The organism is Polaromonas potterensis, assembly GCF_033446725.1.
Taxonomy (GTDB): domain Bacteria; phylum Pseudomonadota; class Gammaproteobacteria; order Burkholderiales; family Burkholderiaceae_C; genus Polaromonas.
Window position 1 is genome coordinate 534753 of the sequence record NZ_JAWQLX010000002.1, and the last position, 15090, is coordinate 549842.

Annotated in this window: 11 protein-coding genes; 6 read left to right on the forward strand and 5 right to left on the reverse strand. The window is 61.9% G+C overall.

From position 1 onward, the window contains the following. Window positions 1–40: 40 nt before the first annotated feature. Entirely contained in the window at window positions 41–1687 is a 1647-nt protein-coding gene (locus tag R6254_RS05695) for an acyl-CoA synthetase (protein ID WP_318405091.1), read from the reverse strand. Between the two features lie 224 nt (window positions 1688–1911). On the opposite strand from R6254_RS05695, the gene dnaG reads away from it, so the two are divergent. Further along, window positions 1912–3888, forward strand: coding sequence for a DNA primase (dnaG, locus tag R6254_RS05700; RefSeq protein WP_318405093.1), 1977 nt, complete (start codon window positions 1912–1914; stop codon window positions 3886–3888). 283 nt (window positions 3889–4171) lie between these two features. Then, window positions 4172–6562 carry an RNA polymerase sigma factor RpoD gene (rpoD, locus tag R6254_RS05705; RefSeq protein WP_318405095.1) on the forward strand — a complete coding sequence of 797 codons (2391 nt, stop codon included), beginning with the start codon at window positions 4172–4174 and terminating at the stop codon, window positions 6560–6562. A gap of 268 nt (window positions 6563–6830) precedes the next feature. Here the strand turns inward: rpoD and R6254_RS05710 are convergent, their stop codons facing one another. Beyond that, window positions 6831–7907 (reverse strand): DMT family transporter, encoded by a 1077-nt coding sequence (locus tag R6254_RS05710; protein WP_318405222.1) that lies wholly within the window; start codon window positions 7905–7907, stop codon window positions 6831–6833. Window positions 7908–7998: 91 nt separating this feature from the next. Between R6254_RS05710 and R6254_RS05715 the strand changes: the two genes are divergently transcribed. The 4 genes from R6254_RS05715 to R6254_RS05730 are packed head-to-tail and all read left to right on the forward strand — an operon-like array spanning window position 7999 to window position 11669. After that, window positions 7999–8943 carry a chromate resistance protein ChrB domain-containing protein gene (locus tag R6254_RS05715; protein ID WP_318405097.1) on the forward strand — a complete coding sequence of 315 codons (945 nt, stop codon included), beginning with the start codon at window positions 7999–8001 and terminating at the stop codon, window positions 8941–8943. After that, a complete protein-coding gene (gene chrA, locus R6254_RS05720) occupies window positions 8940–10295 on the forward strand; it encodes a chromate efflux transporter (RefSeq protein WP_318405099.1) in 1356 nt (451 codons plus the stop codon). The genes R6254_RS05715 and chrA overlap by 4 nt, the downstream gene beginning before the upstream one ends. A gap of 10 nt (window positions 10296–10305) precedes the next feature. Further along, entirely contained in the window at window positions 10306–11220 is a 915-nt protein-coding gene (locus tag R6254_RS05725; protein WP_318405101.1) for a Fe-Mn family superoxide dismutase, read from the forward strand. Further along, window positions 11217–11669, forward strand: coding sequence for a chromate resistance protein ChrB domain-containing protein (locus tag R6254_RS05730; protein WP_318405102.1), 453 nt, complete (start codon window positions 11217–11219; stop codon window positions 11667–11669). The genes R6254_RS05725 and R6254_RS05730 overlap by 4 nt, the downstream gene beginning before the upstream one ends. Before the next feature lie 591 nt (window positions 11670–12260). Here the strand turns inward: R6254_RS05730 and R6254_RS05735 are convergent. The 3 genes from R6254_RS05735 to R6254_RS05745 form a co-directional block, all read right to left on the reverse strand. Beyond that, window positions 12261–13163, reverse strand: a complete 903-nt coding sequence (locus R6254_RS05735) for an amidohydrolase family protein (RefSeq protein ID WP_318405104.1) — start codon at window positions 13161–13163, stop codon at window positions 12261–12263. Window positions 13164–13178: 15 nt separating this feature from the next. Then, on the reverse strand, window positions 13179–14159 hold the full coding sequence (locus R6254_RS05740; protein WP_318405105.1) for a tripartite tricarboxylate transporter substrate binding protein: 981 nt from the start codon (window positions 14157–14159) through the stop codon (window positions 13179–13181). A gap of 109 nt (window positions 14160–14268) precedes the next feature. After that, window positions 14269–15087 carry a transporter substrate-binding domain-containing protein gene (locus R6254_RS05745; RefSeq protein WP_318405106.1) on the reverse strand — a complete coding sequence of 273 codons (819 nt, stop codon included), beginning with the start codon at window positions 15085–15087 and terminating at the stop codon, window positions 14269–14271. Window positions 15088–15090: the final 3 nt, after the last annotated feature.

The window sequence follows — 15090 nt, forward strand, 5'->3', positions numbered from 1 at the left end:
CGCCTCCAAAACTCAACCCAAGGGAAGAACGCAGCGACCGTCAAACATCAATCGCCACCGCCGAGCCGGCCAGCTTGCGCAACTCGAATTTCTGGATCTTGCCGGTCGAGGTTTTGGGCAGCTCGCCAAACACCACAGAGCGCGGCACCTTGAAACCGGCCAGGTGTTTCTTGCAGTGCGCCACGATGTCTTCGGGCGTGGTGCTTGCGCCGGCCTTCAACTCGACAAACGCACACGGGGTTTCGCCCCAGCGTAGATCGGGCTTGGCCACCACGGCCGCGGCCAGCACGTCGGGGTGGCGGTACAACACGTCTTCCACTTCAATGGAGGAGATGTTTTCGCCGCCGGAAATGATCACGTCCTTGCTGCGGTCCTTGATTTTCATGTAGCCGTCGGGGTACATCACGGCCAGGTCGCCACTGTGAAACCAGCCCCCGGCAAACGCCTCTTCGGTGGCCTGGGCGTTTTTCAGGTAACCCTTCATCGCGATATTGCCCTTGAACATGATCTCACCCATGGTTTCGCCGTCCAGGGGCACCGGTTGCATGGTTTGCGGGTCCAGCACACGCACATCGCGCTCCAGATGGTAACGCACGCCCTGACGCGCATTCAGGCGGGCGCGTTCGCCGATGTCGAGCTTTTCCCAGCCGTCCTGCGCGGCGCACACCGTCGCCGGGCCATACACCTCGGTCAGACCGTAGACATGGGTCAAATCAAAACCCAGCGCCTCCATGCCTTCGATCATGGACGCCGGTGGCGCCGCGCCGGCCACCATGGCCTTGACGCCACTGGGCAGGCCGTGTTTCATGCTCTCGGGCGCGTTGACCAGCAAGCCGTGCACGATGGGCGCGCCGCAATAATGGGTCACGCCGTGCTGGCGGATCGCATCAAAAATAGCTTGCGCCTCGACCTTGCGCAGGCAGACGTTGACACCGGCACGCGCCGCCACCGTCCACGGAAAACACCAGCCATTGCAGTGAAACATGGGCAGGGTCCACAAATACACCGCATGTTTGGGCATGTCCCACTCGAGGATGTTGGAGACCGCGTTGAGCGCCGCGCCGCGGTGGTGGTAAACCACACCCTTGGGATTACCGGTGGTGCCGCTGGTGTAGTTCAGCGCAATCGCATCCCACTCGTCGGCCGGCAGTTTCCAGGCGTAGGCCGCGTCGCCGTCGGCCAGAAATTCGTCGTAACGGATGCTGCCGATACGCACCACCGGCCCGGTGTACATCGCATCCTCCACATCAATCACCAGCAGCGGCGCGGTGGACTGGCGTAAAGCCAGGGCTTGTTGCATGACAGTGACAAACTCCGGATCGACGATCACCACTTTGGCCTCGCCATGGTCCAGCATGAAAGCAATGGTTTCTGCGTCCAGCCGCGTGTTCAGCGCATTGAGCACCGCGCCCGTCACCGGGATGCCGAAGTGGGCTTCGACCATGGGTGGGGTGTTGGGCAACATCACGGCCACCGTGTCGCCTTTGCCAACGCCGTGCCGCTCCAGCGCGCTGGCCAGCTGGCGGCAACGTATGAACACCTCAGACCAGCTGCGGCGCAAACCGCCATGCACCACCGCCGTGCGCTGCGGGTAAACCTCGGCGGCGCGTTCAATGAAAGACAGCGGCGACAAAGCAGCGTAATTCGCCTCGGTGCGTGGCAGGTCCTGGTCAAAAATGCTGGGCATGGGCAATTCACTCCGGTAGGTCTGAAGGGCCATGGTAGCCGCAGAACCGGGCACTGGCCTCCAGGCTGCTTGTAAAACAAGGTCGCCAATTTTTTATTTTGGCGAACGACAGAGGAGGCAATCCATTTTCCGCCGGGCCGCCCCAAGGAAAATGAAGCCCCCTCGGGGGGCAGGGAGCTACGCGAAGTGAGCGAGCGTGGGGGCAAGGAAGGCACAATACAGGTGTGGCCATTCCTCAATCATTTATCCAGGAGCTTTTAGCGCGCGCCGACGTGGTGGACATCGTCGGTCGTTATGTGCAGCTCAAAAAAGGCGGCGCCAATTTCATGGGGCTGTGCCCCTTTCACGGCGAAAAATCACCCTCGTTCAGCGTCAGTCCGTCCAAGCAGTTCTACCACTGCTTTGGCTGCGGCAAAAACGGCAATGCCATCAGTTTTCTGATGGAACACGGCGGCATGACGTTTGTCGAAGCCGTGAAAGACCTGGCCCAGCAATACGGCCTGCAAGTGCCCGAAGACGATGTGTCGCCGCAGGAGCGGGCGCGGGCAGCGCAGGCGCGCGAGCAGCAGGCAACGCTGACCAGCGTGCTGGAAAAAGCCGCCATCGCCTACATCAAAAATTTGCGCACCTCGCCGCGCGCGATTGATTATTTCAAGGGCCGCGGCCTGTCCGGTGAAGTCGCCAAAACCTTTGGCCTGGGTTATGCGCCCGAAGGCTGGCGCGCGCTGGCCAGCGTTTTCCCCGACTACAACGACGCACTTCTGGTCGAAAGCGGCCTGGTCATCACCGGCGAGCCCGGTGAAGAAAACGCGCAGGGTGAAGCCAAACGCTACGACCGCTTCCGCGACCGGGTGATGTTCCCTATCCGTAACGTCAAGGGCGAATGTATTGGTTTTGGCGGGCGGGTGCTGGGCGACGAAAAGCCCAAATACCTGAATTCGCCGGAAACCCCGGTGTTCAGCAAGGGCCGCGAACTTTATGGTCTGTTCGAAGCGCGCACCGCCCTGCGCGAACACGGCTACGCGCTGGTCACCGAAGGTTACATGGACGTGGTGGCGCTGGCCCAGCTGGGTTTTGCCAACGCCGTCGCCACCCTGGGCACGGCCTGTACCGCCGACCATGTGCAAAAGCTGTTTCGTTTCACCGATGCGGTGGTCTTCAGCTTTGACGGCGACAACGCCGGCCGTCGCGCCGCGCGCAAGGCGCTGGACGCCGCCCTGCCCTTTGCCACCGACGTGCGCAGCGTCAAGTTTTTGTTTTTGCCGCAAGAACACGACCCCGACAGCTATATCCGCGAACACGGCAAGGACGGTTTTGCGGCCTACGTCAGCAAGGCCGTGCCCTTGAGCAAATTCATGCTGGAAGCCGCCGGCGAAGGCTGCGAGCTGGAGACCGCCGAAGGCCGCGCCCACATGGCCAGCAACGCGCGTCCTCTGTGGAGCTTGCTGCCCGACGGCACCCTCAAGCGCCAGTTGCTGGCCGAGATCGCCGACAACGTGCAGATCGACAGCCGCGAGCTGCTGCAGCTTTGGCAGCCAGCCGCCACTGGCTATAAAAACAATAGCAACTCACGCCCGACCAGCAAGGGCCAGAGGCCAAAACAGCCCGAATATTCGGCGCCCGAGGAGCATTTCGAGGAGTTTTCCGGCAATTTTGCCGACTTGCACGACGAAGACGCGTACGCCGCCTCGTTTTCGGCCGCGTCCAGCGCCCCCGCCTCCGGGAGTTCCTCCGGCCGCAGTTTCCGGCGGGACGCGTCCGCCCCCCGTGCGCCGCGCCGCGTCGCCGGGCGCATGTTGCCCGCCAGCCGCGAAGACCGGGTGCTGCGCCTGATGCTGACCGCGCCGCAAAGCTGGGACAAACTCAGCAACGAGGAACATGTGTTGCTGTCGGAGCTGCCGGCGCCGCACGGCCCGCTGTTCGTCTGGCTGGAAAGTCAGCTGCATGAACACGGCCCACAGCCCTGGGCGGCGCTGCGCGAAGGTTTGCGCGAACATCCGCAGGAAAATTACGCGGTGCAGCAACTGGCGCAGATTCCCGAAGGCATCGAGGTCGACTGGAACGAGGTCCGCAGCATCGTGCAGCAGCTGGGCGCGCTCAAACGCCAGCAAATGCTGCAGGAACTGGCGGAAAAAGCCGCCACCGACCCGGCCGCCATGCAGGCCTACCGCGAGTTGCTGGCACGCCCTAAAAGCGTCTAAAAAAGGGGCCGGCGGGCGCGGAAAAACAAGGCTTCAGGGTATAATCCGATTTTTCCGCTACGGCAAGCGCGACAGCAGCACCTCCGGCACCAGCCCCCCGCGACATCGGGACCAACAGGTAACAGGGCCCCCTTCCCGCAAGGACTGCACACCAAATGTTCGCCCAAACAGCTTGCCCACAATGCCCAGCCTGACGGCGCGGGCATTTTTTGTGCCCGTGCCTTGATGCCCTCAAGCGCCGGGAGCCTGTTTGAATACGACGTTTTGACATCTGGAGTTCGCCATGCCTGCTCACCAGTCCGACAAGTCCGCCAAGCCCGTTGTGAAACCCAAGGCCGCGGCCCTGGCCTCTGGAAAGCCGCTTGCCAAAGCAAGTGCCAAAGGCGGCAAGCTTGAAAAACCCGGAAAAACCGCCATATCCAAACCAGCTCCCGGCCGTCCAGCCACGGCGCCCCAAGCGGCCCTGAAATCCGACAAGCCCCCGAAGAAAGCCCTCACCGTGACCCCCAAGTCCAGCCAAGCCAAGCTCATCGAAGCCGCTAACGCCCTGCTCGCCGCAGCCGCGCCTGCCAAAAAGAAACCCGGCCGCCCGCCCAAAAACCCGGCTGCCGCTGTAGAAGGCGCCGTCCCGGCTGCCGGTGCCAAGCGCGGCCGCAAGCCCAAAGCCACGATCAAGGGTGACGGCGACGAAGACATGTCCGACATCGAGGACGATCTGGTCGGCGAACCCGTGGTGGAAACGACTGAAAAGGTCAAACCACTGCGCATGAAAATCAGCAAGGCCAAAGAACGCGCCTTGATGAAGGAATTCGGCCTGGACGAAACCGTGCTGTCCGAAGAAGACATGCTCAAGCGCCGCATGCGCCTGAAGGCACTGATCAAGCTGGGCAAAACCCGCGGCTACCTGACCCACGGCGAAATTTCCGATCACCTGCCCGACAAGCTGATCGACGCCGAGACGCTGGACGCGGTGATCGTCACCCTGAACGATCTGGGTGTGGCTGTGTACGAGCAGACGCCTGACGCGGAAACCCTGCTGATCACCGCCAACGCGCCGGCCGGCTCCACCGAAGAAGAGGCTGAAGAAGCCGCCGAAGCCGCACTGTCCACCGTCGACAGCGAGTTCGGCCGCACCACCGACCCGGTCCGCATGTACATGCGCGAAATGGGCACGGTCGAGCTGCTGACACGTGAAGGCGAGATCGAGATCGCCAAGCGTATCGAGGGCGGCCTCATGAAAATGATGGAGGCCATCTCCGAAAGCCCCGCCACGATCGCTGAAATCCTGCGCCTGGGCGAAGAAATCCGCGAAGGCAAGGTCGTTATTTCCACCGTGGTTGACGGCTTCACCATCGCCAACGAAGCCGACGATTACGTGGCCGAGGAAGACTTTGATGAGTTCGACGAAGAAGACGACGACGACGGCAAAGGTGGCTCCAAGGCCCTGACCAAAAAACTCGAAGAGCTGAAAAAAGAAGCGCTGAGCCGCTTCGACAGCATTGCCATCCTGTTCGACAAGGTCCACAAGACCTACGACAAGGAAGGTTACGGCACACCGGCTTACACCAAGGCGCAAACAGCTCTGAGCGACGAGCTGATGACCGTGCGTTTCACCGCCAAAACCATTGAAAAGCTGTGCGATCTGTTGCGCGGCCAGGTGCTGGACGTGCGCAAGAAGGAGCGCGAGCTGCGCAAGATCATTGTCGAGAAATGCGGCATGCCGCAAGAAGTCTTCATCAAGGATTTCCCGCCCAACCTGCTGAACCTGAAATGGGTGGAAAAACAAGTTGCTTCCGGCAAGCCCTGGTCCATCGTGATGGCGCGCAACATCCCGCCCATCCAGGAGCTGCAGACCAAGCTGGCTGAACTGCAAGCCCGCGTGGTGGTGCCGCTGGCCCAGCTCAAGGACATCAACAAACGCATGAACGAAGGCGAGTCCAACTCGCGCGACGCCAAGAAAGAGATGATCGAGGCCAACTTGCGCCTGGTGATCTCGATTGCGAAAAAGTACACCAACCGCGGTTTGCAGTTCCTGGATCTGATCCAGGAAGGCAACATCGGTTTGATGAAGGCCGTGGACAAGTTCGAATACCGCCGCGGCTACAAATTCTCGACCTACGCCACCTGGTGGATTCGTCAGGCCATCACGCGTTCGATCGCGGACCAGGCCCGCACCATCCGTATCCCGGTGCACATGATCGAAACCATCAACAAGATGAACCGTTTGTCGCGCCAGCATTTGCAGGAATTCGGCTTTGAGCCGGATGCCAGCATCCTGGCCGAAAAGATGGAAATCCCTGAAGACAAGATCCGCAAGATCATGAAGATCGCCAAAGAGCCGATCTCCATGGAAACACCGATTGGTGACGATGACGACAGCCACCTGGGCGACTTCATCGAAGACGGCGCCAACACCGCACCGCTGGAAGCCGCGATGCAGGCCGGCCTGCGCGATGTGGTCAAAGACATCCTCGACAGCCTGACACCGCGCGAAGCCAAGGTGCTGCGCATGCGTTTCGGTATCGAAATGTCCACCGACCACACGCTGGAAGAAGTCGGCAAGCAGTTCGACGTGACACGTGAACGTATCCGCCAGATCGAAGCCAAGGCGCTGCGCAAACTCAAACACCCTTCGCGTTCGGACAAGCTGCGCAGCTTTATCGATACGCTGTAAATTGAAGTAAGCGCTGCAAGGCCAAACAAAAGGCCGCCACCCGTTTCGACGGGCGGCGGCCTTTTTCATGGAAGGTGCTGCAGAGGCTGGTCATCATTGCACAGCATTCCGGCAGACGCGGACCACTTCACTGGTGTTGAGCACCGAATGTCGGCTTCGGAGATAACCGAACTGCCCCTTAGGGAGACGGAAGTACACCTTTCCCGCAAGCCGACGCCAGGAAATCGCCGGGCGACGAGCGGCTAGCCCGGTTAATACTCAGACCCTCTCAAGGCGGATGTGTATGCCCATGCCCATGCCGATGATGGATGTCCGGATAGTGCGGATGCTTGTGTATCAACACCTCATGCCGGTGGGCATGCGTGTGTGCTTCCGCAGCCTTCCAGGCAAAGGCATGCGCGTGTTGGTGATGCGCGTCATGTGCATGCCTGTGGCTGTGCTCCAGCGGTTCATGGGCGTGTTCGTGCTCATGTCGCTCTCGAACGTGCAACCAGACGCCAAGGGCCATCAGCGCGGCAGCCATCCAGAAGAGTGGGCCAGGCAGGTCGGGCCACAGCACCAAAGAAATGGCCACGCCAAACAACGGCGCCACCGAAAAATAGGCACCCGTCCTGGCTGTGCCCAGCGTCCGCAGGGCCAGCACAAACAGCATCAAGCTCAGTCCGTACCCAAAAAAGCCCACAACCAGGCTGGCGCCCAGAGTCGTCAGCGATGGCAACGAAGCGCCACTGAGAAGTGCAAGAGCTGTATTGCTGACTCCGGCCAACAGCCCCTTCAGCCCGGCGACCAGCATGGCATCGTGCGTCGAGACCTTGCGGGTCAGATTGTTGTCTATCGCCCAACACAGGCACGCGCCGAAGATGAGCAATGCGCCGGACGAGAAGGCCGCGCCACCTGGCGCCCAGGACAGCAGCAAACCGCCGAGGACGATGACGACCATGCCCAGCACAATTGAACGGTCCGCGTTCTCCTTGAACACCCACCAAGCGATAAGAGCCGTCAGCACGCCCTCGACGTTCAGCAGCAGCGATGCTGACGCCCCGCTGGTCTGGGTCAGCCCGAGCATCAGCAGCGCTGGGCCGAGCACGCCGCCAAACACGATGGCGCCCAAGAGCCAGGGCATTTCGGCCCGGGGGATGCGCAGGGCCTCGGACGCGTGCTCGCCTTTTTCTCGCCTCAAGTGGCGAAACGCCAGCAACAGACACAGGCCGAGTCCACTGCCCAGGTAAAGCAGTCCGGCCAGCAGCAAAGGCGCGACCTCACCGACCAGCAACTTGGCCAGCGGGGTACTGGCGCCAAACAGCAGCGCTGCGGCCAGGGCGGGAGTGGCAGAACGAATCGACATGACGAAAGTAAAGCACAGCCGCAAAGACGGGTGGAAAAAAATTAGTGTTCCTTTTCTTGTATCAATCATCACTTTATGAGATATTTGCTACATGAATTCATGGCTTATCTTGACCGCGACCCTCCCGACCCATCCCAGCGCGCTTCGCGTGAGGGTATGGCGGGCCCTCAAAGCGACCGGAGCCGGAACGCTGCGGGATGGGGTGTACCTGCTGCCCTCCACTGCGCCTACGGCCCAGGCGCTGTGGGACATTGAGCGGCTGATTCAGGAGAGCGGCGCCGACGGCCACATGCTTGTCGTCACTGCGCGCGACGAGGCGCAGGAGACGACGTTTCGAGGGCTGTTCGACCGCTCCGAGCTCTACGCCGAGCTGCTTCAGTCCATCAAGGAAGCCCGGGGCACCCTCAAAAGTGCCAGCGAGGCCGAACTCCACAAGACACTGCGGGGGCTTGAGCAACAGCTTCATGTCGTGCTGGCCAGTGACTTCTTTGCGGGGAAGCCCGCCGAAAAGGCCAGTGCCGCACTGACGGCGCTGCGGCATGAAATCGAACGGCATTTGTCGCCCGGCGAGCCGACGCCGCGCGCCGAAGCCATCCAAGGCCAAACCATCGAAGATTTTCAGGGTCGGACCTGGGCGACGCGAAAACGTCCCTGGGTCGACCGCCTGGCGAGCGCCTGGCTGATTCAGCGCTTTGTCGACAAATCGCCGCAATTCATCTGGCTGGATGACCCGACAAAATGTCCGAAGACAGCGCTGGGCTTCGATTTCGACCATGCCCGCTTCACCCACTTGGGCGACAAGGTGACGTTCGAAGTCGTGGCGCAGACCTTTGGCCTGGACGGCGATAACGGCATCCATCGCCTGGGCGAATTGGTGCACTACATCGATGTCGGCGGCATCCCCGTCGACGAGGCGGCCGGCGTCGAGACCCTGGTGCGCGGCCTGCAAGCGCAGCACAAGGAGGACGATGCCTTGCTGGCCGCCTCTTTCCCCATTTTTGACACCTTGTATGCAGCGATGAAGGCACGCCAATGACCACGAACACCATCACCGAGGCGCCCGAACGCCTGAGCTTCGGCGAAGCCTTTGCCTACTGGCTCAAGCTCGGTTTCATCAGCTTCGGCGGCCCCGCTGGGCAGATAGCCATCATGCATGAGGAGTTGGTGGAGCGCCGCCGCTGGATTTCCGAGAGCCGCTTCCTGCATGCCTTGAACTACTGCATGTTGCTGCCGGGCCCGGAAGCCCAGCAATTGGCGACCTATATCGGCTGGCTGATGCACCGCACCTGGGGCGGCATCGTTGCCGGCGTGCTGTTCGTGCTGCCTTCGCTTTTTATCCTGATTGGTTTGTCCTGGGTCTACATGGCCTATGGCAACGTGCCCGCCATCGCCGGGGTCTTCTACGGCATCAAGCCGGCTGTCACGGCCCTGGTCATGCACGCGGCCTACCGGATTGGCTCCCGGACCTTGAAGAACGCCTGGCTGTGGGGCATCGCGGTGGCGGCCTTTATCGCCATATTCGCGCTGCAGTTGCCGTTCCCGGTCATCGTGCTGGCGGCCGGCGTCATCGGTTACCTGGGCGGCCGCTATGCGCCCGACAAGTTCTCCCCGGGCGGCGGTCACGGCAAGGCGACCCAATCGCTCGGCCCTGCGCTCATCGACGACCACACCCCGACACCCGAACACGCCTTGTTTAGCTGGCGGCGTTTCAGCCGGGTCCTTGTCGTGTGTCTTGCCCTGTGGTTGGCCGGCATGGGGGCTTTGATGGCGCTTTATGGCTGGGATGCGGTGTTGACGCAGATGGGCTGGTTCTTCACCAAAGCCGCGCTGATGACCTTCGGCGGCGCTTATGCCGTGTTGCCCTATGTGTTCCAGGGCGCAGTCGAGCACTACCAGTGGCTGAGTGCGCCGCAAATGATAGACGGCCTGGCGCTCGGCGAGACGACACCCGGGCCGCTCATCATGGTGGTGTCCTTCGTCGGCTTTGTCGGCGGCTGGACCAAGGCCATCTTTGGCGCGGAGTCGCTGTTTCTGTCAGGCGCAGTCGCGGCGACCGTGGTGACCTTCTTCACCTTCCTGCCCTCCTTCTTTTTCATCCTGCTGGGCGCACCTTTTATCGAGTCCACGCACGGCAAGCTGAAATTCACAGCGCCGCTGACCGGCATCACGGCCGCCGTGGTCGGCGTCATCGTGAACCTGGCGGTGTTCTTCGCCTACCACGTGCTCTGGCCGCTAGGCCTCTCGGGGCATTTTGAGTGGGCGTCGGCATTCATAGGCGCGGCGGCGGCCGTGGCGCTGTTCCGTTTCAAGGTGGGTGTCATTCCCGTCGTCCTGGCTGCTGGCCTGGCAGGACTGGCACTGACGTTTCTGCGGCCTGTTTTCTCCTGAGGAGATTGTTATGGAACATCGCATCCAGGACCTGCCCTTTGACCCCGCCGCGCTGCGTGGCCTGTCCGAGAAGCTGCTGCGAAGCCACCATCAAAACAATTACGCTGGCGCCGTCAAACGCCTCAACGCCATTCGCACGCAGTGGGGCGCGCTGTCCCCGGCGACCACGCCCGGCTTTCTGCTCAATGGTCTGAAACGTGAGGAACTCCTTGCCAGCAACTCCATGCTCCTTCACGAGCTTTATTTCGGCAGCCTCGGTGGCGACGGGCACACGATGGCGCCGGCCATGGAGCTGGCATTGCAGGCCAGCTTCGGCAGCCTGGCCCGCTGGCGTGATGAGTTCGTCGCCATGGGCAAGGCGCTTGGTGGCGGCTCCGGCTGGGTGTTGCTCGTGTTCCAGCCGCGTGACGGAACGCTTGTGAACCAATGGGCCGCAGACCACACGCAGGCGCTGGCTGGTGGTGTTCCCATCCTCGCGCTGGACATGTACGAGCATTCCTACCACATGGATTTTGGCGCAGCGGCAGGCAACTACGTCGATGCCTTCGTGGAAAACGTCCACTGGGAGGCGATCTACGCACGTTATCAGCTCGCGGTGCACGGGGCCAGCGAACCCTATGGAGCGACGCATGAGGAAGTCGCTGGCGCGCTGGTGCTGGATGTGCGCCGCGCAGCCGTGTTCGAGGCGGCGACAACGCGGCTTGCCGGTGCCCGCTGGCAGGACCCCGCCACCGTCGACAGTTGGGCCAACACCTTGCCAGCCGACCGCGACATCGTCGTCTACTGTGTTTACGGACACGAGGTCGGGCGCGCAACGGCGCTGCGGCTGAGGGCTGCGGGTCTGCACGCGCGCTATCTGCGTGGCGGCTTTGACGGCTGGCAAGCGGCCGGCCGTGCCCTTGAACCGAAAGGAGCTGCCTCATGAAATGGATCACACGCGAGCGTCCCAAGATTGACCGAATAGCCTGCCCGTGGCTGATCGCACGCTTCATCGACAAGGCGCCGGAGTTTCTGTATGTCCCGGCCGACAAGGTGCTGGAGACAGCGAAACAGACAGGTGCGACTCCCTACGACATCCCCGGCGTCGAGATGACGCACGTTGGCGCCTTGTGCAGCTTCGACGCCTTTCTCTCGAAGTACGAGCTACATGAGCCGGCATTGCAGCAACTGGCCCTGATTGTTCGTGGCGCGGACACATCACGGCTGGAGCTGACGCCACAGTCGGCCGGTTTGTACGCCTTGTCGCTCGGCCTGTCGCAAAACTTCAGCAATGACCACGAAATGCTTGCGCATGGCATGGTGATGTATGACGCGCTCTACGCCTGGTGCAAAAAATGCCAGGGAGAGACGCACAATTGGCCGCCCAAGATCTGAGCGCAAGCTAGGCTGTGCAGAGCACGCACGCCAAGCTAGGGGCCCAATTCGGGCAGAGGCCCAGGAAGGCCGTCATTGCCCCTTGGATTTTGTCTTTGCGAAGCGCCTCAAAAAACTCCGTACCGGTACGCAAAATACAGCGCAGCCAGGACGCCAACGACGGCAAGGATGGTCATAACTCTTCCCATGCTTACTCCTTAGTGAAAGCTCAATGCTACTGGGTTGCGCTACCAGCCTGCTTGTCCACACCATCCCGAAGTGGCCGATCTCGCCATGTCACCACCAAGAACCAAGGGACTCGCTGGTAGCTGAGCCGTACGCCCCTTGAATTGAGCGTTCGCCACGGATGACCGGTGTTGGCCTTATTTTGCTTCAGCGTCAGGCACGCCACAGCAGCAAACAGCCAGCGGAAAGATATACGTTCAAGCCCGCTCAATGAATACCAGTCGCCATGGTCAGCGATTGCCGGCACAAGTGCTCCATGGCACCGAAAAGCGCAAGTTACAAGCCTTTTAGGCCTCTAGCCCTTATGGTACGGGCGCAATAAGCTATTAAAACAATAGCAACTGACCTCCGCGCGGTGCGGCTGAATCAGGACCAGTACAGCCGCGTCGGGTTGTCCACCAGCAGCTTGTGTTGCAAGGCCGGTGTGCTGGCAATCTGCGGGATGAAGTCCACCAGCAGGCCGTCGTCGGGCATGTGGTCCTTCAGGTTGGGATGGGGCCAGTCGGTGCCCCACAACACGCGCTCGGGAAAAGTCTCGACCACACGCCTGGCGAACGGCACCACATCCCGGTAAGGCTGCGGTTCGCCGTTCAGGGCCTGGGGCCCGGTCACGGACAAACGTTCGGGACAGCTGACCTTGCTCCAGATGTTGCCGTGTTCACGCATGAGTTGCATGAACAAGGCAAACTCCGGCCCGTCCACCCCTTGGCGCACATCGGGCCGGCCCATGTGGTCCACCACCACTGTCGTCGGCAGCGCAGTGAAAAAGTCCCATAACTCGGGCAGATCCACCGCCTCGAAATAAATCACCACATGCCAGCCCAGCGGCGCAATGCGGCCGGCGATTTCCATCAACTCGTCCCGGGGCGTGAAGTCCACCAGGCGTTTGACGAAGTTGAAACGCACGGCGCGCACGCCGGCGCCATGCATGTCCAGCAGTTCCGCATCCGTGACACTGCGGCGCACCGTGGCCACGCCGCGCGCCCTGCCCCCGGACGCACGGCAGGCATCGACCATGGCCCGGTTGTCCGCACCGTGGCAGGTGGCCTGCACAATCACGTTTTTGTCAAAACCCAAATGATCGCGCAGCGCAAACAGCTGCTGTTTGCTGGCATCACACGGCGTGTATTTGCGCTCGGGCGCGTAGGGAAACTCGGCGCCGGGGCCGAACACATGGCAATGTGCGTCCACGCTGCCAGGTGGCAAGATAAAACGCGGCTTGGTCGGGCCGGCGTACCAGTCCAGCCAGCCAGGGGTTTTGGGAAACATCACGACAACCAGCCTTTAGTCCGGTTTGATGCCGGCTTCGCGCACCAGTTTTTCGTAACGCTGGCGCTCGCTGCGGATCAGTTTGGCGACCATGTCCATGCTGCCGGGCAAGACCTCGCCGCCAACAGCCGTCATACGTTGCTGTACTTCAGGCGTCTTCAGCGCTTTCTGGACTTCGGCATGCAGCTGCGTGACGATGGGCTTGGGTGTGGCTGCCGGCGCCATCAGCGCGTACCAGACCGAGGCCTCGAAGCCGGGAAAGCCCGACTCGGCAATGGTCGGCACGTCGGGGAATATCGCCGAACGATTCGGGCTCAACACGGCCAGCACCTTGAGCTTGCCACTTTTCACATGCGGGCTGACCTCGAGCGCGTTCATGGCCAGCAGCGGCACCTGGCCGCCTATCACGTCGGTGATCGCCTGCGCGCCGCCGCGGTAGGGAATGTGTTGCAGTTGCATACCGGCCGCACGTGCGAACAATTCGGCCGCCATGTGCGGTGTCGAGCCGTTGCCCGGGCTGGCAAACGCGAGTGAGCCGGGTTTGGCCTTGGCTGCTTCGATCAGCTTGCCGATATTGGCATACGGTGCGTTGATATTGGCTGCAATCACGACGGGCACGCGGCCCACCAGCGAAATCGCCACCAGGTCGCGCTCGGCGTCAAACGGTGCGGGCTGGTACAGCGACATATTGGCGGCCAGCGCATTGGCGGCCAGCATCAGGGTGTAACCGTCGGCTGGCGCATCGATGACCTGTTTGACCGCGATGTTGGTGCCGGCACCCGGTTTGTTGTCGACGATGAAGGGCTGGCCCAGGCTGCCGCCCAGGCTTTGACCCAGGGTGCGGGCCACGATGTCCACCGCGCCGCCGGCGGAATAACCAACGACAATTTTCACGGGTTTGGAAGGATAGGCCTGGGCAGCGACCTGCAGCGGCAGGGCGGCGGCTGTGGCGGCCAGCAGGCCGAACAAGCCCGAGCGAAGAAGTGACGTATTCATGGTGATGTCCTGTTAAATGAAAAAATAGGGGGAAGGTCAGTCGACGCGCACGCGGTAGCCAAGCTTCAGCCGGATCAGCGGCTCGGTGAAGTCCATGTGTGTCTCTTGATCAATCCGGCTTGCGCGTGCCGCGCAGGCCTGCCTTGGCTATGAACGACTGGAGCTGTCCGCCCGATTGCATGTCCTGCGCGAACTGGTGCACATAGGGCATGCCCGCTTCGCGGCCCTTGGGGATGGCAATCGCCATGTTCTCCACGCCCCAGCTGCCCGGCAGGATCTTGAAGCCCGGCAGGCTGTCGAGCATTTCGCTCAAGATGCCCTTGTTGGTGGCAAACGCCTCCACCTCACCGCGGCGCAGCATGTCCTGCGCCTGCTTGAGCGAATTGGCGGGAACAAGCGTGACCTTGTTCTTGTACAGGCGCGCGAGCGCCGCCTGCGAACTGCTGCCCTGACTCACGCCCAGGCGGCGGCCGTCCATGTCCATCTCGGCAACCGATGCGATAGTCGACTGCATGGGCAGCAGGTAACCCAGTTCCACCTGCAGCAGGATGGGCGTGAAGTTCATGTCACGCGCACGTGCCTCGCTGGCATTGGTGAAGGTCAAATCAACCGCGCCGGTCTTGACCGCATCGACCACGAGTGCGAGGCGCTCGTATTCGACGATCTGCACCGGCACGCCCATGCGCTGCGCCAACGCCTGGCCGAGCTGGTAGGTGACGCCGGCCGTCTCGCCCGTCTGGGGGTTGGTGACCATGGACGAGGGGCTGCCGGGATAGACGCCGACGCGCAATACGCCCGTGGGTGCCAACGCTTGGCGCACCGCCGGATCTGCAGGCTGTGCGAAACCAGCGCAGGCGGCGAGCAGGCTGGAGGCGGCCGCGAGCAGCAAGGAAAGGCCGAGACGGCGGGACAGGCTTGGAGGTATCACTGA